The 22,760-nt window shown below is 38.5% G+C and carries 21 protein-coding genes; 12 read left to right on the top strand and 9 right to left on the bottom strand.

The features are described 5' to 3' along the window. The first annotated feature begins 119 nt into the window (after window positions 1-119). From fumC to AC04Q1_RS23955, 6 genes are all read left to right on the top strand, one after another. Complete coding sequence (gene fumC, locus AC04Q1_RS23980; protein ID WP_478367084.1) at window positions 120-1,517, top strand: class II fumarate hydratase; 1,398 nt, start codon at window positions 120-122, stop codon at window positions 1,515-1,517. A gap of 148 nt (window positions 1,518-1,665) precedes the next feature. Then, the gene (locus AC04Q1_RS23975; protein WP_478367083.1) at window positions 1,666-2,016 is read left to right on the top strand and encodes a hypothetical protein; all 351 of its coding nucleotides are present in this window, start codon (window positions 1,666-1,668) and stop codon (window positions 2,014-2,016) included. A 5-nt stretch (window positions 2,017-2,021) separates the two neighbouring features. Further along, window positions 2,022-2,537 (top strand): fumarate hydratase, encoded by a 516-nt coding sequence (locus tag AC04Q1_RS23970; protein ID WP_478367082.1) that lies wholly within the window; start codon window positions 2,022-2,024, stop codon window positions 2,535-2,537. Window position 2,538: 1 nt separating this feature from the next. Beyond that, window positions 2,539-3,345: a S1/P1 nuclease gene (locus AC04Q1_RS23965; protein ID WP_478367081.1), complete on the top strand. Its 807-nt coding sequence runs from the start codon at window positions 2,539-2,541 to the stop codon at window positions 3,343-3,345. 123 nt (window positions 3,346-3,468) lie between these two features. Then, on the top strand, window positions 3,469-3,903 hold the full coding sequence (locus AC04Q1_RS23960) for a low molecular weight protein-tyrosine-phosphatase (protein WP_478367080.1): 435 nt from the start codon (window positions 3,469-3,471) through the stop codon (window positions 3,901-3,903). 39 nt (window positions 3,904-3,942) lie between these two features. Continuing rightward, complete coding sequence (locus AC04Q1_RS23955; protein ID WP_478367079.1) at window positions 3,943-4,710, top strand: ThuA domain-containing protein; 768 nt, start codon at window positions 3,943-3,945, stop codon at window positions 4,708-4,710. A gap of 66 nt (window positions 4,711-4,776) precedes the next feature. On the opposite strand, the gene AC04Q1_RS23950 is transcribed toward AC04Q1_RS23955, so the two are convergent. Further along, on the bottom strand, window positions 4,777-5,181 hold the full coding sequence (locus tag AC04Q1_RS23950; RefSeq protein WP_478367078.1) for a hypothetical protein: 405 nt from the start codon (window positions 5,179-5,181) through the stop codon (window positions 4,777-4,779). Beyond that, on the bottom strand, window positions 5,181-5,861 hold the full coding sequence (locus AC04Q1_RS23945) for a hypothetical protein (protein ID WP_478367077.1): 681 nt from the start codon (window positions 5,859-5,861) through the stop codon (window positions 5,181-5,183). Before AC04Q1_RS23945 ends, AC04Q1_RS23950 begins: the two co-directional genes overlap by 1 nt. A gap of 163 nt (window positions 5,862-6,024) precedes the next feature. Here AC04Q1_RS23945 and AC04Q1_RS23940 point away from each other — a divergent pair, with 163 nt between their 5' ends. Continuing rightward, on the top strand, window positions 6,025-7,476 hold the full coding sequence (locus AC04Q1_RS23940; RefSeq protein WP_478367076.1) for an alpha-L-fucosidase: 1,452 nt from the start codon (window positions 6,025-6,027) through the stop codon (window positions 7,474-7,476). 3 nt (window positions 7,477-7,479) lie between these two features. On the opposite strand, the gene AC04Q1_RS23935 is transcribed toward AC04Q1_RS23940, so the two are convergent. From AC04Q1_RS23935 to AC04Q1_RS23925, 3 genes are all read right to left on the bottom strand, one after another. After that, window positions 7,480-9,006, bottom strand: coding sequence for a rhomboid family intramembrane serine protease (locus AC04Q1_RS23935; RefSeq protein ID WP_478367075.1), 1,527 nt, complete (start codon window positions 9,004-9,006; stop codon window positions 7,480-7,482). Window positions 9,007-9,013: 7 nt separating this feature from the next. Then, window positions 9,014-9,763, bottom strand: a complete 750-nt coding sequence (locus AC04Q1_RS23930) for a class I SAM-dependent methyltransferase (RefSeq protein WP_478367074.1) — start codon at window positions 9,761-9,763, stop codon at window positions 9,014-9,016. A 201-nt stretch (window positions 9,764-9,964) separates the two neighbouring features. Next, window positions 9,965-13,162 (bottom strand): S41 family peptidase, encoded by a 3,198-nt coding sequence (locus AC04Q1_RS23925; RefSeq protein WP_478367073.1) that lies wholly within the window; start codon window positions 13,160-13,162, stop codon window positions 9,965-9,967. A gap of 179 nt (window positions 13,163-13,341) precedes the next feature. Between AC04Q1_RS23925 and AC04Q1_RS23920 the strand changes: the two genes are divergently transcribed. The 5 genes from AC04Q1_RS23920 (at window position 13,342) to AC04Q1_RS23900 (ending at window position 17,883) form a co-directional block, all read left to right on the top strand. Beyond that, window positions 13,342-14,613, top strand: coding sequence for a glycosyltransferase family 4 protein (locus tag AC04Q1_RS23920; RefSeq protein ID WP_478367072.1), 1,272 nt, complete (start codon window positions 13,342-13,344; stop codon window positions 14,611-14,613). Window positions 14,614-14,713: 100 nt separating this feature from the next. After that, window positions 14,714-15,805, top strand: coding sequence for a PDDEXK nuclease domain-containing protein (locus AC04Q1_RS23915; protein WP_478367071.1), 1,092 nt, complete (start codon window positions 14,714-14,716; stop codon window positions 15,803-15,805). 3 nt (window positions 15,806-15,808) lie between these two features. Next, window positions 15,809-16,555 carry a glycosyltransferase family 2 protein gene (locus AC04Q1_RS23910; RefSeq protein ID WP_478367070.1) on the top strand — a complete coding sequence of 249 codons (747 nt, stop codon included), beginning with the start codon at window positions 15,809-15,811 and terminating at the stop codon, window positions 16,553-16,555. A 3-nt stretch (window positions 16,556-16,558) separates the two neighbouring features. After that, window positions 16,559-17,251 carry a hypothetical protein gene (locus AC04Q1_RS23905; protein ID WP_478367069.1) on the top strand — a complete coding sequence of 231 codons (693 nt, stop codon included), beginning with the start codon at window positions 16,559-16,561 and terminating at the stop codon, window positions 17,249-17,251. A gap of 71 nt (window positions 17,252-17,322) precedes the next feature. Beyond that, the gene (locus AC04Q1_RS23900; RefSeq protein ID WP_478367068.1) at window positions 17,323-17,883 is read left to right on the top strand and encodes a type 1 glutamine amidotransferase domain-containing protein; all 561 of its coding nucleotides are present in this window, start codon (window positions 17,323-17,325) and stop codon (window positions 17,881-17,883) included. A gap of 158 nt (window positions 17,884-18,041) precedes the next feature. On the opposite strand, the gene AC04Q1_RS23895 is transcribed toward AC04Q1_RS23900, so the two are convergent. The 4 genes from AC04Q1_RS23895 to AC04Q1_RS23880 form a co-directional block, all read right to left on the bottom strand. Next, on the bottom strand, window positions 18,042-19,085 hold the full coding sequence (locus AC04Q1_RS23895; RefSeq protein ID WP_478367067.1) for a hypothetical protein: 1,044 nt from the start codon (window positions 19,083-19,085) through the stop codon (window positions 18,042-18,044). Window positions 19,086-19,211: 126 nt separating this feature from the next. Then, the gene (locus AC04Q1_RS23890; protein ID WP_478367066.1) at window positions 19,212-20,402 is read right to left on the bottom strand and encodes a serine hydrolase domain-containing protein; all 1,191 of its coding nucleotides are present in this window, start codon (window positions 20,400-20,402) and stop codon (window positions 19,212-19,214) included. Window positions 20,403-20,442: 40 nt separating this feature from the next. Then, window positions 20,443-21,357, bottom strand: a complete 915-nt coding sequence (locus tag AC04Q1_RS23885; protein WP_478367065.1) for a lysophospholipid acyltransferase family protein — start codon at window positions 21,355-21,357, stop codon at window positions 20,443-20,445. A 91-nt stretch (window positions 21,358-21,448) separates the two neighbouring features. Beyond that, window positions 21,449-22,375 (bottom strand): lysophospholipid acyltransferase family protein, encoded by a 927-nt coding sequence (locus tag AC04Q1_RS23880; RefSeq protein ID WP_478367064.1) that lies wholly within the window; start codon window positions 22,373-22,375, stop codon window positions 21,449-21,451. Window positions 22,376-22,760 lie beyond the last annotated feature (385 nt).

Raw genomic sequence — 22,760 nt, 5'->3', positions numbered from 1 at the left:
GCACAAAAAGAATGCAGACATTTTACCCTTATATTTGTTATCTACCAAATATCTTACATAAATCCAACGCTTTAAAAGGCAAAAAACCTAAATTTGCGACAATAAAAATCAAAAATATAATGAGTTTCAGAATAGAACACGATACCATGGGCGAGGTGCAGGTACCAGCCGACAAATACTGGGGTGCACAAACCGAACGCTCACGCAATAACTTCAAAATCGGGCCTGAAGGTTCGATGCCAAAAGAAATTATCCATGCTTTTGGATACCTGAAAAAAGCCGCAGCGCTTGCCAATACCGAACTTGGGGTATTATCAGCAGAAAAGGCTGAACTGATTGCCAAGGCTTGTGATGAAATTGTTGCGGGTCAATTGGATGATCAGTTTCCATTGGTGATCTGGCAAACCGGTTCAGGTACACAGAGTAACATGAACGGTAACGAGGTAATTGCCAACCGTGCCCACGTTATAAATGGTGGTGCATTAGCCGACGATAAAAAAGTGCTTCATCCGAACGATGATGTAAATAAATCACAATCATCAAACGATACTTTCCCAACTGCAATGCATATTGCAGCTTATAAACTAACGGTAGAAACCACCATCCCCGGCTTAGAGAAGCTAAGAAATACATTAGCAAAAAAAGTTGAAGAGTTCAGTACTATTGTTAAAACCGGACGGACACATTTTATGGACGCTACCCCACTAACCTTAGGGCAAGAGTTTTCGGGTTACGTACAACAGATCGACAACAGCATCAGAGCGATTAAAAATGCTTTGGTTATGGTTTCCGAACTGGCTTTAGGTGGTACCGCTGTAGGTACGGGCTTAAATACACCAAAAGGATATGATGTTTTAGTGGCTAAAAAAATAGCCGATTTAACAGGATTGCCGTTTGTTACGGCTCCAAATAAATTCGAAGCTTTAGCAGCACACGATGCAATGGTAGAACTTTCTGGTGCACTGAAACGTACTGCAGTTGCTTTAATGAAAGTAGCCAACGATGTAAGGATGTTAAGTTCAGGTCCACGTTGCGGTATTGGCGAAATTGTAATCCCTGATAACGAACCAGGCTCTTCTATTATGCCGGGAAAAGTGAATCCTACGCAACCGGAGGCTTTAACAATGGTTTGTGCACAGGTAATAGGTAATGATGTTGCAGTTTCGGTGGGCGGTATGTCGGGCCATTTTGAACTTAACGTATTTAAACCCGTAATTGCGGCCAATGTGCTACAGTCGGCCCGTTTAATCGGCGACGCCTGTGTTTCTTTCACTGATAAATGTGCGGAAGGAATTACCGCCAATTTACCAGAAATTGAAAAACACCTGCAAAATTCTTTAATGTTGGTAACAGCTTTAAATCCACATGTGGGTTACGAAAATGCGGCTAAAATTGCAAAGAAAGCACATAAAGAAAATAAAACCTTAAAAGCGGCAGCAGTTGAACTGGGCCTGTTAACCAACGAACAATTTGATGAATGGGTTCGTCCGGAAGATATGGTGGGCAGCTTAAAATAAGGCCATTTTTAAAAGGACATATTGAGAAATAAAGGTTTGTCATCCTGAGCCTGTCGAAGGACCTACTTAAATTCATTGTAGAGCATTTGGACAGGGCTCAACGTGACAGATGAGGCAAATCAACATTTTAATTAAAGCAACAGGCAATATGAATTCAATACTCTCTACACTAGTCAATCTGATATCTATCATTTCACCGGTTATCATATTTGCCGCCTGCTGTTATTTCTTATCAAAAAAATCCGCTGTTGAGGCTATTTTAATGACTATTGGTTCAGGAATCGGTTTACTCACAGCCTTATTTTATAGTGTGTTAATGCCTTTTCTAATAAGTGACCGTCATTTTGCATACACTCAGGTTTCAAAATACTATACCTTAATCGGTATCGTCAGCTTTATCGCCAGTTTATGTTTCGCGGGAGGCCTGCTAATCCTGATTATCAACACTGTTAAAAAAGATAATGTAAGCTACGATCAGTTCCCTAAAAACAACGACTAACAATAATGAACAAACTGCATCGGGGTATAAAGGCTTTTTACATATTCCTTTTTACACTATCCATTTTACATATAGCTTGTAGTCCAAGGCCCAATATACAGGGTAATGGCGAAGATTTTATACAGGGGGTATGGAATGAAGACTCGGTTGCCTTTAGCAACAAATTAAGCAATTATACCCAACACCATTTTAAGTTCAGCTGCGATTCGGTTTACATTGATATGGTTACACACAGTAAAGTGAACCTGTATGAAGATTCGTGTTACCACAATGGTATTTGGAAAGAATATGCGAAAGGTGTTTATGCTGTGAGGGGCGATACCCTATTTGTTGGTGCTACCTTTACGCAAGCCAATTACAAACAAAAAATATCAGGCTGTTATCGCATTGGCAGATATGATAAAAATTTCCTGATCAAAAAACGGTCTGCAGACACCTTATCTTTGGAAAGTTTAAGCGATCAGCGCGAGATCAAATTAATCCTCAAAGAAAAAATTACCTGCGTACCAAAAGAATTATAACATGATATTAACATCAATTAAAAAGAAATTAATCACGGCTTTAGCTGTTGGTTTTTTAGCCTATTTACCTGTCCAGGCAAATGCCTGGGGAACTATCGGCCACCGTGTAGTAGGTGAAATTGCCGATAGTTATTTAAAAGCTAAAACACGCAAAGCCATTCAGGGCATTTTAGGTTTCGAAACTCTGGCAATGAGTGCCAATTGGGGCGATTTTATTAAATCGGATTCCACCTACAATTATATGTACAACTGGCATTTTGTTAATCTTCCTGCAGGATTGGATAAAAATGGCGTATACAATTTTTTATCGACTGAAAAATCGCCAAGTCTTTATACCAAAATCCCTGATCTGATCGCGGTTTTAAAGAAAACAAGCAGTACTGCTACCGAAAAGAAACTGGCCTTACGCATGTTGGTGCACATGGCAGGTGATTTATGCCAGCCGATGCACGTTGCACGGAAAGAAGATTTAGGCGGTAACCGTGTTTCTGTTTTATGGTTCAATGAAAAATCGAATATCCATAGGGTTTGGGATGAACAGTTGATCGAATATCAACAGTTAAGTTATACCGAATATGCCAAAGCAATTAATCATCCTTCGGCAGTTCAGCTTTACAACTGGCAAAATACCAGCCTTAAAGACTGTATTTATGAATCGTATGGCATTTGCAACAAAATTTACGACACCACCAAACCAGATTCGAAATTAAGCTACCGTTATAATTTCGAATGGGTAGATACACTTAACAGTCAACTGTTAAAAGGCGGTGTACGTTTGGCAAAAATGTTAAACGATATTTATGGATAACATTTTAATTAAAAACATTTAATGCCTCAATGCAACCCCGCTTGGGGCATTTTTGTATTACCGTAATGTGCAATCTATAACTTTCCCTTTTACCTATATATTTATAGCAAAATCTACATCACATTGAAAATTTTAATGGTTTGCCTGGGCAATATCTGCCGTTCGCCATTGGCCGAAGGCATTATGCGCCACCTGGCGGATGAACAAAACTTAAACTGGGAAATTGCTTCAGCAGGAACGGGCAACTGGCATATTGGTAAAGCTCCAGACCATAGAAGTGTTTCTGCTGCCAAGGCGCTGGGCTACGATATCAGCAAACAGCGGGCACAACAGTTTAACCCCACCATGTTTGCTAAATACGATCTGATTTTAGTAATGGACCGGAACAATTTATCCGATGTGCAAAGCCTTGCTAAAACCGATGAGGAACGAAAAAAGGTTAAACTTTTCCTTGATAACGGCGAAGTTACAGACCCATATTGGGATAATGCCTTATTTAGCCCTGTTTGCAGTCAGGTTGAAGAAAGATGTAAGGAAATTATCAAACAACTTTCTTAAATTTAAAGCACATTAAACATCACTAACCAAGTTTAAAAAATGAAAAAGTATATTTCCCTATGTTTATTGATTGCCGCCGTTTTTTTATTCCAAAGCTATACTGTAGCAAAGAAATCGGCAAAAGTTTTAGTCTTTTCCAAAACCAAAGGCTTTAGGCACAACTCCATTGAGATCGGAAAAGAAGTGATCCAAAAGTTGGGTACTGAACATCACTTTGAAGTAGACACCACCGAAAATGCAGATGTTTTTACAGAAGATAATCTTAAAAAATATGCTGCCGTAATCTTTTTAAGCACCACTGGAGATGTTTTGGATAATAAACAACAGGTTGCTTTCGAAAGGTATATCCAGGCCGGTGGAGGTTATGTTGGCGTCCACGCCGCTACTGATACCGAATACGATTGGCCATGGTACGGCAAATTGGCCGGCGCTTATTTTATTAGTCATCCAGCTGTTCAGGAAGCTAGATTTGTAATTAAGGACAAAAAACATCCGGCTACTAAATTCCTTACCGATTCGGTATGGATGAGAAAAGATGAACTTTATAACTTTAAAGATATCAACCCTGATATTAAGGTACTGATTACGTTAGATGAAAAATCATATACTGGTGGTAAAAATGGCGATTTCCATCCTTTTAGCTGGTATCACTCTTTCGATGGCGGCAGAGCTTTTTATACTTGTATGGGCCATACCAAAGAGGGTTGGGCAGAAGATAAATTTCAGAACCATTTATGGGGCGGCATTGAATATGCTATCGGTAGCCAAAAGAAATTGGATTATAGCAAAGCACATTCTAAATTTTAAATAACAAATAGCGCTTGCTGATGATGAATCAACAAGCGCTATTTTTATCTTGTAAACATTTTACTGTTAATAAACCACGAATATATTCCACCATATATTATCGTCTTTATACAATGGTTTCATCGCCCAAAAGCAATCGATTTGATCCTCATCCAATAATTTCTCTAGCTTTTGCGAAAAATCAAAAAGATTATTGTTCGATCGGCTCTTACACTCTTCTACTTCTCTTTTGCCAGGGATAAGCATATTTCTTAATACAAGATATTTAGTCACTTCCACTGCAACCAAGGGCTTCTGATGCTCGCTTAATTTAAGCGCTCTATCCATTTCATACATCATTTTGCGCACAAGTGATGTATCCATTTTTGGAACTTCGATTGCATTCCGGCGATCCTCAGATTGAATTTGCTGAGCATTGGAAAAATCCAGAAAACAACTGCTTAAAAAGAAAAAAATCAAACCTGTTCTCATTATGGATTATTTTTGGTCTTCTTAAAGTTAACCAAATAAATATAATTCAGCATACAGAAAGAAGCTATAGCACCAAAGGTATGCCACAAAAAGTGCGTACCGATGCTTAATATGTCCCATTTGTCGGCGATACGAAAAGTGAGCGCGAATACAAAAGCAACCAGGGCAAAACCAACCCATTTGCCATTCTTCCATTCCGTTTTAATAAGGTAACCAAATACGGGAAATAACACCAGTGCGGCCATAAAAGCATAATTGATGTTGATAAAAATCTGAAAATCGCCATTACTGAAAAGCCTTCTCACATAAAACTGAAAGAAAGCATACACGGCCACGATTAAAACCGCAAAATACCACTTGGTTAACTTAGAAAGAAAGTAAACCCCGGCCGAAAGACATAATAGCATAATTGGCATCCAGTCCATCATGATAAAAATCGGCCAGCGCCTTAATCCATGATAGGTAGTTCCTCCTATCCCACCGATATAAAGCAATATCAATGCAAGACTCAAAAAGCGGTGCTGCTTAAAATTACCCCAAAGTTTAATTGTCCAATAAACTGCAATAGCTAAAAAAAAGCAACTTGTAATCGTATTAAAAGGCTCTGGAAAAAGCTGGCTAAGATTAGTTTCAGTGTACATCGTACCGCCGTCGGGAGGGGTCTGAATAAAAGCGCTCATGATTAAATAACGTATGCTGAAATTAAATGTTTGATGGATCAATGTAACGATCAAGATGTAAAAATAATTTCACTTCTACATTTTCAATAGGTTAAATATTGATTAACCCTTGCCTCACCAACCGTAATTATTTGTACTTTAGTTTTATCTAAGCTATACCATTATGAAACCTTTATTGATTCTTTTTCTGCTGCTATCAACCAGTATTTACGCCCAATTTCCTCCTGAACCTTATGGCGCATTACCATCAAAAAGGCAACTTGCCTGGCACGATATTGAAGTTTACGGCTTAATCCATTTTACACCAACTACGTTCGAAAATAAAGAATGGGGCTTTGGCGATGCCGATCCGAAAACATTTAACCCTACCGATTTTAATGCCGATCAGATTATCCAAGCAGCAAAAGCCGGTGGATTAAAAGGCATTATCCTCGTTGCTAAACACCACGATGGCTTCGCCCTTTGGCCAACTAAAACTACGGAATATAACATCAGTAAAAGTCCATTCCGGGCAGGAAAGGGAAACCTCGTTAAAGAGGTAGAGCAGGCTGTACGAAAAAATGGTTTAAAGTTTGGTGTATACTGCTCTCCCTGGGACCGGAACAACGCGCGCTATGGAACGGACAAATACCTGGCCATTTACCAGGCGCAATTAAAAGAGCTGTACAGCAACTTTGGCGAGCTTTTTATGAGCTGGCATGATGGTGCCAATGGTGGCGATGGTTATTATGGAGGTGCCAAAGAAAAACGCTCGATAGATAATACCACTTATTACGATTGGAACAATACCTGGGCCATTACACGCAAAATGCAGCCCATGGCCAATATCTTTAGCGATATCGGTTTAGATATCCGCTGGGTAGGTAATGAAGATGGTCATGCGGCAGAAACCTCATGGGAAACCTTTACGCCAATGCCTCCTGCCGGAAAAAATGTAGCTGTTCCCGGACAGGCAAATTATCCTGAAAGTCCTGAGGGGATTAGAAATGGTAAATTCTGGATGCCCGCAGAATGCGATGTTCCCTTAAGAAAAGGATGGTTTTACCATGCCAACGAAAAAGCAAAAACACCAGAAACCCTATTCGATCTGTATTTAAAAAGCGTTGGCCGTGGTGCAGGTTTAGATCTTGGTTTAGCGCCCGATACCCGTGGCCAGCTCCATGCAGATGATGTAGTGGCTCTAAAAACTTTTGGCGACATGGTTAAACATACCTTCGAAAATAATCTGGCTAAAAATGCACTGATCAAAGCAAGCAATAGCCGGGGTAAAAAATATGATGTTTACTCTCTTCTGGATGGTAAAAGAGAAAGCTATTGGGCTACCCAGGACGATATTCATGAGGCTAGTTTAGAGATAGACTTAAAAACAGCTAAAACTTTCGACATCATCAGCTTGCAGGAGTATATCCCATTGGGTCAGCGCATAGAAGCCTACACTATAGAAGTATTTGAAAACAATGCCTGGAAAAAAGTTTACGAGGGCAGCAGTATCGGTGCTAAACGTCTGGTCAAATTGGATAGCCCCGTTACTACTGATAAAGTAAGAATACACATTACTAAATCTCCGGTTTGTATTACCTTAAGTGAAATTGGGCTCTACAAAAAAACAGAGTAACAGCTAATCCTTTTTGTAAAGAATCTCGAAAACCTCACTTAAAGCTGTGGAAGTTTGTTTGCTGTAGCGATAAGTGCTGTCGGCTTTAATATCCCGATACATTAACATTACTGCCCTGTGCGACGCTTTACTGATTTTTAAAATCTTTTCACGTTCTACAGCATCTTCCGGTTTTAATTTTAAGACTTTCATTTCCTTAACGATGGCCAGATTCTTTTCCATTGGCTCAATGCCATCTTGTTTAATCGAGCTGAGTTTAACATCTTTTGGCAAAGAAGTTTTTAAATACATGATATTGTTAATCGAACTCAGGTTATTGTTAAAGGTATTTCTTAATTTACGGTATTCTTCTGTTCCGTATGTCGGACTAAAGTGGAGAACACCACTAAAAAACATCAGGAACAAAAGAACCGAAACGGCGTATCTTGTCCAGTTTTTAACTTCGAAAGTTTTATCCCATTTATAGGTAAGTATATAGGCAAAAATAAAGCCCGAAACAAAACCTCCAATATGTGCGGCATTATCGACCCTTTTGCCAAAAGCACCATTTACCAACACCAACAACGATACAATTAACGTACTTACCAATAAAGCTTTTGTTGCTTTCTGTTCAAAAGATTTAGTCATAAGTAAGGCAACAAATGCTCCATAGAGCCCCATTATTGCCCCGGAAGCGCCCATCATCATCCCTTCCTGATGAAAAATCAAACTGACCAAGCCACCGCAAACCCCACTCATCAAATATATAAACAGGTATTTTTTCCAGCCCAGTTTATTTTCGATCATCAAACCCAGGTAAACCAGGGCGTACATATTAAAGAAAAGATGAGAAATTGATCCGTGGATAAACTGATGGGTAATTAAACGCCAATATTCGCCGTTTAGCACCAAATTGCGTTGGTTAACGCCAAAATTTAAAGATAGCCGCTTTATTTCTTCAACATAATCATCATGAGAAGCACTACCGTTTTTTAATGATAAACTGGCCATCAATACAACTGAAAAAAGGAAGATGGCGATATAATAAAAAACATTGAAAAGAACAATAACTGGCGTCACTGTATACCCCTTTTGAGGGAAAAACAGGAACAGTACATTTTTGATCTTGTTCTTTGTTGCCAAGGGCGCTTTCTCAAAATACTGATCATCCTGTGTGGCAATAAATTGGTGAAATTTAGATAAACTTTCTTCCCAAATATCTTTCAGATGAAATTCTACATACCCGAATTCATGAAAAAATTTTTCGAGGTTGAGGTCGTTCTTGCCATAATCGTTAAAAAGCATTTGAATACCTACACATTCACTTTTTACTACTGCAAAATTATTATGGATGCGGATTGATATTTCTTCGCTGTAAGACTGGAAAGATATCGGGGTATAGGCAATCAAACCAGTTTCAGAAACATGGCTCAAACTCCATCCCAAATTTTCTATAGCTTGCTTAGCTACAATTAAATATTTATCTGCCGGAAAATCGGCCAGGGGAATATATTTTTCAATTTTAGGCGAGTAACCCCAACTGACTGACATAGCGTTTTTAGATTTTTTTCGCTACTAAGATAATATAAGGTGACAGTTTTTTACTTTCGAATGGGATAATCTTGGTAAATATTTTTCCGCTTAGCCAAACCGCTTTCTTAAATAAACGAACGCCTGCCGATTTCTGGCTTTCGTTTTCCAGCCACACGCTAAATCGGCCAAAATAACCCGATTTTACTTCTTTAAGCCCAGCCTGTTCACAGATTGATTTCAACAACGCTGGATCCATGCTGTTGATATTATGTTTATCATAGTTTTCCCTATCAAAATTCTTTTGAAACCAGCCATTAACGGCCTTAAAATTTGGTAAGGTAATAAATAAGGTTCCTCCTGGTTTTACAAAAGCGATGTGGCGGTTAATAATATCGGCAGTATCGTTAAAATGTTCGATTAAACCGCAGCTCAGTACAAGATCGTACTGCTTTTCTGGCGTATAATTAAAAAGATCAGTTTCTATGATATGGATATCCTTTTCGGTTAAGCTGTTCATTTCTAAAAGCTCGTTCACAACCGGTGGATGGACAAAATAATCTAAAAGGGTAACATCAAGTTTGAAATATTTTTTCAGGAACACAGCATAATAACCAGGGAAACCGCCCAACTCAATGGCCGTTTTAACATTATTTTGCTGAATAACATCTGCCAGTTGCTGATGAAATAAATAGTTTGAAGGTAACTGAACCGCTAGTCCTTTTTTACTTTCCCAATAATTTACCCAAAAAGCCCTGTCGGTTAATAAATTTGCCATGTTTTAAATAATTCCAGTCCCAAAGAAACGGAAAAATTTGGTTAACTGTATAAACTGTTTAAATTGTAGAACCCGTCAAAAGCATAAGTCCTTAAAAATGTTATTTTGAAACTTTATCGTCCTTTCGATCCGATAGCTATCTGATCGAAAGGACGATTTTAAGCCCTAAATTAACCAATTTAAACCGTTAACAGATTAACCCTATTTAAGGTCTTTCAAAATCTCCGCCACTGCTTTTTCCAGTTGAGGATCTTTATCGGCTAAGCGGTCTTCGAATGTATTTTTCACAAAAATATCTGGCTTCACCCCCTCCTTTTCGATGTTTTTACCATCCATGGTATAACAGCCCCATGAGGGTAAACGATAAGAAGAACCATCAACCAGGCCTTTGGCCGAGGTAAAAATAATCCAGCGGTAGGTTTCTGTTCCGATAATCTTGCCCAGTTTTAATTGTTTAAAGCCTGCAGCCGTCATTTCGGCATCACTTAAGGATTGTTCGTTAACAAGCAGTACGATCGGCTTGGCGGCAGGACCAAAATTACTTTGCGGAGCTAATTTGCCTCCGCGGTATTTCCATTGCAGATAAGGGCGCTGAGAAAGGAATTTCAATACATCATCATGCACATTTCCACCTGTATTGTAACGGAGATCGAGAATAATGGCTTCTTTATTTTCTTCCTGTGCAACCATATCCAAAAGGAAGGTTTCGAGTTCGCCACCGCCCATATTTTTCATGTAAGAATAGGCAATCCGGTTATTGCTCCATTTGTCTACATTCTTATGGTTTTGCGTAATCCACTCATCATAAAGGTTTCCGCGCAAAGTAGCTGAACTTTCCGGATGTACATTTACATAAATGTCTTTTCCATTGCGTTTAAAGGTTAAGGTAATTTCTCTGTCAAGCGAGGGTTTACTAAAATAATAATCGCGGTCTATTTTTTCATCTACCTTAACTCCGTTTACTTCTGTCAGAATATCACCTGCCAAAATATTGGTTCGGGTACGGGCAGCGTTACTTTTAGCGGCAATACGTTCAACTTGTAAAGGATTTTCATTGTCAAAAATAATTCCTGTTTCATTGGTGATGTAGGTCAGGTTTTTGCGTTCTTCTGCACCTGCACTATTAAAGCCCATATGCGAAGAATTCAGTTCGCCCAACATATCGTTCAATAAAAGCCTCAAATCACTACGGTTGTTCACATAAGGCAGGTAGGCTGCATAACGTGTTCTCATTTTATCCCAATCTACCCCATGGAATTTTTCATCATAAAAATTTTCATCCAAACCCACCCAGGTTTCGTAAAACATCTGGTTAAACTCGGCATTCAGGTTTCTGGTAAATTTATAACCGTAATCTATACGGTCAAGCTTATTGCCTTCTAACGAATACTTGTTGATCGTACCTCTTGATAACACGAAAAACCTATCTCCTGCCGATACAATCGAATAATCGCCGCCATCTGCAACCTTTTCGGTTTTATTGGCTTCGAAAGGTTCAATAGTCGTGCGGTATAGTCCCGGGGCGCCACCCTCATGGTTAGACGAATAGAACACATAAGTTTTATCGCCTTTGGCAAAAGCATCCGTTCCATATTGTCCGCCAAATGAAGGGCCAACCAGTTCAATCCGATCCAGAATATCCTGTGTATTGATGGTAATTACGTTCGCAGGTTTGGGTGTGGGTTTTACCTCCGTTTTCTTTTTAGCAGTATCTGTTTTTGCTTTTTTATCCTTTTTGTTATCGTTTACCGAAGGCTTAACTTCTGTTGGAGCAGGTTTGGTTTCTTTGAACAGATCATCGAATTTATCAGAACGGTAAGGCTCATCATAATTATCCAATGCCATTCGGTAAATGTGCGCATTGGCCATCCCGGTTGGATACGACGGCTTGGTACGGGCACTGGTAAAGAAAATATACTTTCCATCTGGCGACCATGCCGGTCCGGTTTCAGTAACACCTGTATTGGTTAAGTTAATGGTTTTATTGCCTTTAATGTTGTGCACCATAATATCCTGTTCGAAATTCCGGTATACGGTAAAAAGCACATATTCATCATTTGGCGAAAAACTTGGTGCGGCACTCTGCAGGGCCCAAAACTCATCGGTGACCAATGTTTTCGCGTCGAAGGTTTTAAGATCCATCAGTTTGAGTTCGTTTCTGCCGCTCAGGTATACCGCCATGGTTTTGCTTTTGTTCAAAGTGATATCGCGTACATTTGCCTTGTCTTTGGTCAGCTGTTTTATTGTTCCTTTTCCATCACCGCTAATCGTAAACCAGTTCTGATAGCCATTGGCCGTTTGACTGAACAAAATCGTTTTGTTATCTGCCAGCCACTTGCATTCCAAAGCACGCTCTCCGCTATTGGTAATTTTGCGGATAAATTTTCCATCTGCATCGCTCACAAATACCTCACCACGGGAAACAAAAACCATCTTTTTCCCATCTGTAGAAGCATCGAAGGCCGAAATATTGTCACGAACATCGTACTCTTGCTCTTTACTCAATACCTGATTGCGTGAAGTGCTGATATTGACCTTTTCCGTTTTCTTTGAGGCTACATCGTAGATGTATAATTGATAATCCTTTTCAAATACAACAGTAGTTCCATTCGCCGAAACAAATGGGCGTTTAATGGAAGTATCAAAATTAGTCAGGCTTGTTTTTTTGCCACCGATAAAAGTGTAAAGATTGTATTCCTCATTCCCTTCGTCCGATACGAAAAATATATTCCCTTTTTGATCAACACTGGTCCAGAAATCTTTCCCAATGTAATCGGTATAACGCTTGTAACTTTTCGATTTGGGATTATATGATTGGATATCGGGATTGTAAGCTCCTTTGTAATGTTTGCGGTTTGCGAAGCGATAACTCTCCCAGGTATCACTAAAAAACAGTTCGCCACTCGGCGATTCGGCAATATGGTGTGTAGTGTTAAAATAATTATCAAATAAGCGGGCAGCCGTACCGCCGTTTACACTTACTTTGTAACTTGAAAAAGAATTGTAACGGCCCGAAGTAAAATAGATCGTTTTGGAATCCCAGCTCCAGTTGTCTACTTCATCTGCAGCATCATTAAATGTTAATTGTTTAATGTCACCACCTGTTAAAGGCATAATGTACACATCATAATTGCCAAACTGGTTGGACGAAAAAGCCATCCATTTCCCGTCAGGAGATATTTTCGGGTTGATTTCTTCGCCCTGCATCGCTGTAACCCTTGAGGCTACACCACCTTTTACCGGTACTTTCCAAATATCACCATCATAACTGAATACTATTGTTTGTGCATCGGGCGTTAAAGCAGGGTATGCGGCAAAGTAAGTTTGGCCTTGAGCAAATGAGTGGATAGGCAACAGAAATGCGAGTGTCGCAAGCGATTTTAGCAGGGATTTGATCATGATTTATTTTGTTTGGCTTTGGATGCATCAACCAAGTTTGTTTAAAATCATCATAAATGATAAAATGATTATTTTAAACATCCAGCCTTCATCCTACAGTTAAAAAGCGATAAAAAATATTAGGATGAAAATACACAACAGATTTTATATTCGTAAACATAAATGTATTTTTGATTGATTTGAAAGTAGTACACCTAAATACCTATGATGGAAATGGCGGAGCAGGACGGGCCTGTTTGCGCTTAAGTGATGCCTTAAAGACCAGTGGAATTGATTCAAAGGTATTGGTTTACTATAAATTTGGCCAAAATCCAAAAGTAGATACCTTTAGTAAATCACCTTTTCAAAAAGCTAAAGCCATTTATAATATTCTTTCAGAAAGATATTATGCCAAATGGTTGAGCAAATCGGTAAAAACCCCTTTCAGTTTACAATGGTTCGGCCGTTCGGTAATTAACCATCCTGATGTTAAGAATGCTGATATTATTCACTTACACTGGGTAAATCATGGTTTTCTAAATCCCAAATTTCTGGCTCAGCTTGACGAACTGGAAAAACCGATAGTATGGACCTTTCATGATAGCAATGCCTTTACAGGTGGATGCCATGTACGCTATGGTTGCGAAAACTTTCACCAGCAGTGTGGCAATTGCCCAATTTTAAAGATCAGCGGTAAAAATGATATTTCGCACAAAACATGGCTACGTAAACAAAAAGCCTATACCAAATTAAATTTCCATATCGTGGCGCCAAGTAGGTGGATGGCGGCATCGGTAAAATTTAGCAGTTTATTGGGTACCAGAAAAGCCACTGTGATCCCGAATACCATTGAAACAAAAATTTTCAAACCCTATGTTAAATCAGAGGCCAAGAAAATCTTAAAAATCAATCCGGATAAATTTGTATTGATGAGCGGATTTATGCCCTCAAAAAACGATAAACATAAAGGAACACCCTATTTAATCGAAGCTTTAGAAATTCTATCACGCAGGGCTGGGATACAAAAAGAAAATATCGAACTCGTTATTTTCGGAAATAAAGAAAATGCCGAAATGCCGGAGTTCCCATTCAAAACTACATTTTTGGGTACCATTAATAAAGATGAGCACTTAGCTAAATGTTATTCGGCCGCCGATGCTTTTATTACGCCTTCCTTAGAAGATAACCTGCCCAATACGGTGATGGAAAGTTTAGCCTGTGCTACACCAGTTGTTGCCTTTACTACAGGTGGTATCCCCGATATGGTTAAACACATGCAAAACGGTTATCTGGCCGAATATCAAAATGCAGAAGATTTGGCAAACGGGATCGAATGGCTTTATCACCGTCCTAATAAAGAAGAAATCCAAAAGGCAGCGAGGTTAAGTATCCTAACCGATTTCTCAGAAGAAGTAATTGCTGCAGAACATATCCATCTTTATGAAACCCTGATTGACTTACAGCCGAAATAAAATCAAGGTTTTAAAATTTAGTTGGCAAAGTTTCATTTTCTTGCCAGCAAATAAAAATTTGGCCAATCTTTATTAAATTTATACCGGTTGAAACTGTTAAATGGAAAGCATCACTAATTATTCTGAAAGTATTAAGGCATTAAAATCAGCTATTTTATCTAGCCGGTATAAAGCTGCTGCTTTAGTGAATAAAGAACTTTTGCTACTCTATTTTACAGTAGGCAAATTTATTTCGGAAAAGGTAGAAAAAGAGAAATGGGGCGCTAAAGTAATAGATAACCTTTCCAATGATTTACAATTAGAATTACCAGGCTTACGCGGATTTTCGGGAACAAATATTAAGCGGATGAGGTTCTTTTTTGAGTCGTGGCAAGAGCATGTGCTAATTAGTCCGTTACTGACGGACCAATTACAATTAATTGATATTCAGCACATTAAATTTAGTCCGTCAGTGACGGACCAATTGGAAAAAACATTTTTCAACATCAGTTTCACACACCACATCGAAATTTTACAAAACTCACAATCAGCAGAGGAAAGGACATATTATATCCAAAAGGCAGCTATCGAATTTTGGAGTGTCGGTACCTTAAAACATCAACTCAAAAACAAATCATTCAGTAACTCAGGCAGTTTACCGAACAACTTCCTAAAAACGATTTCTAACGAGGAATTGAGGAATAAAGCGCTCCAATCATTCAAGGATGAATACCTGTTGGATTTTATTAATTTAGAAGAACCCGATGAAGAAGACGAACGCGTTTTAGAAAGTGGCATCGTGCAGAATATCAAAAAGTTCTTAATGTCGTTAGGAACAGATTTTGCATTTATCAGCAATCAGTACAGATTGATTGTTGAAGACGAAGAATATTTTTTAGACCTTTTATTCTTTAACCGCCGTTTACAATGTTTGGTTGCTTTCGAACTCAAAACGGGAAAATTTAAACCTGAGTATTTAGGAAAAATGAACTTCTATTTATCGGCCCTTGATGAATATGTTAAACAGCCACATGAGCAACCATCAATAGGCATCATACTCTGTAAAGAAAAGAAGAACAAAATTGTAGAATTTTCATTCCGCGATTTTAATAAAGCGATGGGCGTTTCTACCTATACAACCAGTAAAATACTACCAAAAGCATTTAAAGGTTTAATCCCCGATGCAGAAACCTTTAAAAAATTAATGGACTAACCCATGCCCAAATTAACCATCATCACCATTGTATACAACAATGTTCGCGATATCGAACGTACCATTCATTCTGTCCTTAACCAGACTTATAAAAAAATAGAATATATTGTAATAGACGGTGCATCAACCGATGGCACTTTTCAGGTGGTTGAGCGTTACAAAGATCAGATTTCAAAAATCGTATCAGAACCCGACAAAGGTATCTACGATGCCATGAACAAAGGTTTGGCTTTGGCTACAGGTGATTATGTCTTATTTATGAACTCAGGGGATGAGATTTATGATAAGCATACCGTAGAAGACGTTTTTGCTTCTTCACCAGGTGCCGATATCTATTACGGAGAAACTGAAATGTATAACGACAACTGGGAAAACTTAGGCCGCAGGAGGCATGAAGCACCAGAAGAGTTCGACTGGACCAGTTTTAAATACGGTATGAACATCAGTCACCAGGCCATTTATATCCGCCGTAGTATTATTACACCTTACGATTTAACTTATAAATACAGTGCTGATATCGACTGGATTATCAAAGCGGCAAAAAAGGCTTCGAATATTGTGAATGTTCACCGTTATGTAGCCAAATACCTCGTTGGTGGCATGAGCAAGAAAAAACACCGCGAGAGCTTAAAAGAACGGTTTAACATTTTTACCAAATATTATGGTCTGGTACCCAATATTTTCAATCATATTGTTATTGCAGGCAACCTGGCTTTATATTTTATAAAACACCGCAGGACAAATGACTAGCGTATGAATGAAGAAATTAAGGAGCTACTCTCCATCTATAAGCAGGAAAAGGAACTGATAGAATCCTTAATCGAAAGCGATAAACTCAACAATGATAATAAGGCGATCTACCTGAATTCTAAAATCCTGTTAAACATCCAGCACCAGATTAGGTTAATTGAATTATTAAATGACCCCTATATAAGGGAAAAAGAACAGCTAAAAAGAACAATAGATTTCTATGTTAACAGGAGCGGACCTGAAGAAGCTGAGGATTACACCGCACATATGTTGGCGCAGATTGACCAAAAACTTGATCAGTTAAACAGCTATAAACCTGCCTACTTTAATGATGGGCAAGAGTTTGATGATGCCATTTTTGATCTGGTAGAAAATAAGATCAGTGCTTTTATTTTCCATCTACGGAAAGAAGAAAACCTTTATCTCAAATTCTCGATCAAAAAAGATAAAATCATCATTAGATTAACACCATTCTCTGATATTTTAGTTAAGCGGTATTTTACTAAATCTGCAATAATCGCGCTAAAACAAATCGGCTTTAATACAAATAAAACGCATACTTGCTATCAGATTAAATGTCCCTTGGAAGGCTTTAAAGATGCTATCGCAATAAAAACAATTGTTAGCCGGGTAGTGTACGAAGCCCTCTATAATTATCAGCTAAATACATTAACCACCCTCGAAATCATCCCCTAATCTCAAATTTATAAAAACAATAATTTTCCCCAACTGTCTTTAATACATCACCTATTAAAAATTTAAAGATTATGGGACAATTAAGTAACCGCACTATTGCTGTACTTTCAGAAAGCGGATTTGAAGAAGTAGAATTAACCGAACCAGTAAAAAGGTTAAAAGAAGAAGGAGCAACCGTTCACATTATCTCCTCGAAAAACGGGAAAATAAAAGCCTGGAATCACGATCACTGGTCGATAGAAGTGAATGTAGATAAAACCATTTCGGAAGCGAATGCTGAAGATTATAATGGATTGCTTTTACCGGGTGGGGTAATCAACCCTGATCAGTTACGGGTGAATGAAGATGCATTAGCTTTTGTAAAATCGTTCTTTGCCGAAGGAAAACCAGTTGCGGCAATTTGCCACGGTCCACAAACTTTAATCAATGCAGATGTGGTTCAAGGCAGAAAATTGACTTCAGTAAAAAACATATCTCAGGATCTGATCAATGCAGGCGCACTTTGGTCGGATGAGGAAGTGGTGGTAGACCAAGGCTTGGTTACCAGCCGTACCCCAAAGGATTTACCTGCGTTTAACGATAAAATTGTAGAGGAATTTGCCGAAGGTGTTCATGAGGGGCAGCATGCCTAAAAACTTTGGACGCTCTTTCTAGATTCACTCAAAAACGGTTGGCAATTTGCCGGCCGTTTTTATGTGCCGTCAGATGTTACCATCTGATGGATAAAATCCCTCTGATTATTTTTCATGTCGGATGGGAACATCCTACACCACGAAGAACCTGACACCACTTATAACTTTACCTGCCTGATGATATTTTTAATGTTCAGTTCAATAATATCAGTCATGGTTTTACAACGCAAATAATTGGTATCCTTAAAATAATCGCTCATACCCTGTTTGAGAAGAGCGATGTTCTCAGGTGTGGTTAACTCTTCCTTGTTCGAAACATCACGGAGATCGGTTAAACGGTGCCGCTCGCTCCTCACCCGGTGTACAATGGATGATCGTTCTTCCTGTTGGTATTGTAGTACTGTTTTTTCAGTCAACTGTTCCATACTCATTTTTACATAAGGGAGGTTTTCTTTAAAAAACTGGGGCAGATAAACCTTTAAATTCCCTTCATAAAACTGCTGGTCGAAGTCTATGGCACGGATGCGGAACTGGATATCATCAAAATCAGGTGTAATCTGTACCACAAAATTATAGGCACGCATATCGCCCAAAAGCATAATTAAACAGCGTTCGTTAAACTTTACAAATTCTTTAGCAATCCTGGTCGGATTAAATTCAGGGGTATACAACTGCCCTTTTGTAAAAACATCTCCTGGTATCCCTGCAATGTGTTCTTCAACCAAGGTATTGCCATCAACCAGATAATTAACCTGATTTGGCGAAAGAATCTCCTCCATTTCCAAACCATAAATCCGCGAGGCATCAGCTTTTTTGATGTAGAAATAATCATAAACATCATTTAAGCGGTTTACAATCCGGATACGAAAGGGATGGGTATTGCCGAAAGTGCAATATTCAATTTTATCGATGTACTTATGCTCAACAATACGCAGATTGCCCGATGCTTTTAGATTGGCGTAAATTTCTTTTAAACCTTCATGTAGTGTTTCGATTAAATCCTGTGCATAAATAGGCCCTTCCCACAGCGAATCTTTACCAAACTTGTCCATTAAAGGAAAAGCCTCATTAAATTGCATCAAGTCGTTATAACCAATGGGTAATTTCGCCTCGCGCTGATAGGTACGCAAATATTTCTGCAAAGCAGGCGTAACCGGAAAAATCGGCTTCTTTTTCGAAATTTTAACATCATTGTATTCCATGCGGAGGCAATGTACAGTTTTAAAAATTTAACAACAAAGAACGTGAGATACTTTCTTTTCTATCGCAAAGGAAGCCAGGTTTTATGCAAAGAATGCGGAGCAAAAACTACATAGCGTGCTTTGCGGTTACTGCTTCGGATAACTAAACGGCAAAGCGCTCAAATACCTGCTGATTTTCCGATAGGGGTAATTCCCTGCCCCCTGATCTGCAAACTGCACAATAATGGTATTTGTTTTTGGATCTACATATAACCTTTGCCCCAGCATCCCTTCTGCAGCATAATCGCCATTATCGCCTTCCTGAGGAATCCACCAAAGGTAATGATGCGCCGATTTTTGCCAGCCTTTGGCGGAGGCTGGTTTTTCCGCCCCGATATTGGTTGATTGATACACCCAGCTTTCCCGAACGACCTGTTTTCCGTTGTATCGACCTTTATTTAAATACAAGCGCCCTATTTTTGCAAAATCAATAGCAGTCACCTGGAAACGGCTTGCTGTATTTGCTAAACCATTTGCCTGGTCTAAACCCCAGGTGGCATTGTAGGCTGTACCGATTTTCTTCCATACATTGGCTTCGAAATATTGCGCCACAGACTTGCCTGTTGCCTTTTTTAAAACCCAACCCAATACAATTGGATCGATGCTTTTGTACACCCAAACCGTACCGGGTTTATTAACAAGTTTTACCTTCATCAACTGTGCCTTCATATCATTGGTATAGTAATATTTGGCTTCATCTGAAAAAAATGCTTTTACGATCCCACCAAGTGCATCCTGAAATTCGAGACCGGATTTCATGTCTAAAAGATTTTTCAACGTAATCTCCGCAAAGGCAGGGTTTGCTTTTAACTCAGGGATATATTGGATTACTTTATCGTTTAAACTCTTAATAGTATGATCGTTTAGCGCCTGGCCGATCAGAATAGAAATCATGCTCTTGGCTCCAGAAAAGATAGAAGTTAATGTACTATCACGATAACCTTTATTGTATTTTTCGTATAAAATACTATCATTCCTGATCACGATAAAAGCATTAATCTGTCCATTTTTTAAATATGCTTTCAATGGAACAGATTGATTATTTCCATCTAAAACATGGAGTGTATCCAGATCGTTCCGCTGCTTTGCCGGCCTGATAAAATGAAAGACAGAATCACTTTTATGCGAAATTTCCTGAGGAAAAATTTTATAGGTTTCGGCATTTGGCGCCCTATACTTTAATACACTTAACAGATAGGGCTTCCAAAGAAATAGCGCAAGCAATGATAAAAAAAATGAATAAATCAGAATTAGGAGTGCTTTTTTGAAGATCTTCATTGTCAGGCGTTGTACCAGCAAATATAAAATATTTAAGAAATTATGCCTGTTTTAGATATTCATTTCTTTCAAAAAGAAGCTCATGTTTAGGTTTGTATTTCCACCTGTTATGGCTCCATAACCAATAGTCCGGTTTTTGTCTAATCATTTCTTCCAAAAAACGGGTATGTAATTCCGTAATTTCGAACTCTGCGGTTTCAGCGGGATTTAAACAAAGGGGTACACAATCCACATCATAAAAACCGCGCTTTAAAACATTGATTCTAAAATAAAATATGGGCTGATTGGTCCGTTTTGCAATTTTTTCAATTCCCAATTGAACTGAGCTAGGCTGATGCATAAAAGTGGTCCAGTAGTGTGATTCATCTTTCGAGGGTGCCTGGTCATTTCCAAAGCTAAACATGCTTGGCTGACCTTTACTGGCCTGCAGGGCACGCATGGTCTGCCTCATGGCAATTAATTTATTACCGAACCTGCTCCTTATTCTTTTAAACCATTTGTCAAATGTAGGATTGGTTAAAGGCTTATAAATCGGGTAATGATCTGCAGAAAAATTAAGCCCGATACCTAAAGTACCCCATTCCCAATTGCCATAATGTGCCGAGCAGATCAGCACGCTTTGTCCGCGATCTAAGTACGACTGAACCTGTTCTTTATTTTTAAATACAAAACGCCTTTTGATTTCTTGCTTCGAAATATTGTTCATCTTGATAATCTCAAACACCAAAGAAGCCAGGTATCGGTAAAAACGCTTTTCAATCGCAACAATCTCTTTTAAAGTTTTATCAGGAAATGCTTTAAACAGGTTCGTTCTGACAACTTTCCGGCGGTAGCCGAAAACAAAATATAACAGTAAATAAGCGCCATCGGCCAGAATGTATAAAACAGATAATGGAAGCAAAGATAATACGCCTAAAAAAAATATTCCCAAATGGGAAATCCCCTTTTTAATCATACCAGAATAAGTTAAAGCGCTAATTTAAAAAGCGCTCTAAAAAATTATGCCATGAAAGTGTTAGTTTTTAAGATTAGACCAAACGATGAACTTAGGCGATTACATCGGTCATGTTCTGATCTTTTTTGATCATTGCTGAAACCTTTGGTTCTGGTTTATATTTCCACCTCCGGTGACTCCATAACCAATAGGCAGGTGCCTCTTTAATCATGTCTTCCAAAAAGTGTGTATGCATTTCGGTAATTTCAAATTCGGTAGTTTCGGCTGGATTTAGGCAGATAGGCACACAATCTACTTCGTAATAGCCTCTTTTTAAATAATTAATTTTCAGATAAAAAACCGGTCGGTTGGTTTTTCTGGCGATTTTCTCAACCCCTAACTGAATGGAAGATTCCTGATTTAAAAAAGTCGTCCAGTAATTAGATTCCTCTTTTCCGGGCGCCTGATCACTACCAAAAGTAAACATGGTTGGTTTATCTTTATTGGATTGGATAGCCCTTAAAGTTTGGCGCATCGATACCATATGGTTTCCAAATCTACTTCTCATATCCAGAAACCACTGATCAAAAGCTTCGCTACTCAAAGGTTTATAAATTGGAAAATGTTCCCCCGAAAAATTTAAGCCAATGGCCATACATACCCACTCGTAATTGCCATAATGGGAGGAACAGAAAAGTACGCTTTCGTTGTTTTTAAGATATGCTTCAACCAGATCGGTATTTTTGAACTTAACCCTTTTATTCAGTTCTTGCTTAGAAATGCTCTTCATTTTGATCACCTCGATAAAAAGTGAGGCAAAAAATTTGTAAAAGCGTTTCTCTATAGCATAAATTTCGGTAGGTTTTTTTTCGGGAAATGCATTAACGAGGTTTTCTCTAACCACTTTTCTACGGTAGCCAAAAACATAAAAGATTAACACATAAAAAGCATCCGCCACTCCGTATAATATATATAGCGGTAAAAGAGAGAGCATATTTAATAAAAATATACCCGTTTTGGATAACCCTTTATTAATCATGATGGTGGAGAATTAGTTTGCTAGCAAAAGCACAAAATTAAAGTTGAATGCCAAATGAATTGCCATCTAATTGTTAGTTTTTTTATTCCTACAGGTTTTATGAAAAAACGCTGACAAAAATTAAATATTTCAGACACATTTCAATGTACAGACAACGTGTACCCAAAGGTTCTCCACATTGTTATTTCAATCTATGATCAAAGCCTTATTGCATCGGCATCACCATATTTTTCATCAGGGATTAACGGAACGAAGGGCTATCATTAAAAAATACACTGCAACTGCTTTCCTGATTATTTTCACCTACTAAATTTACTATTATACCATAAGTTGATGAATATCAGTCCTTTTACAATTAAAGTTGCCAACTCAGATGAACCATCTA

It is taken from the genome of Pedobacter humicola (genome assembly GCF_056490705.1).
This window is presented reverse-complemented; position numbering and strand designations above follow the sequence as displayed.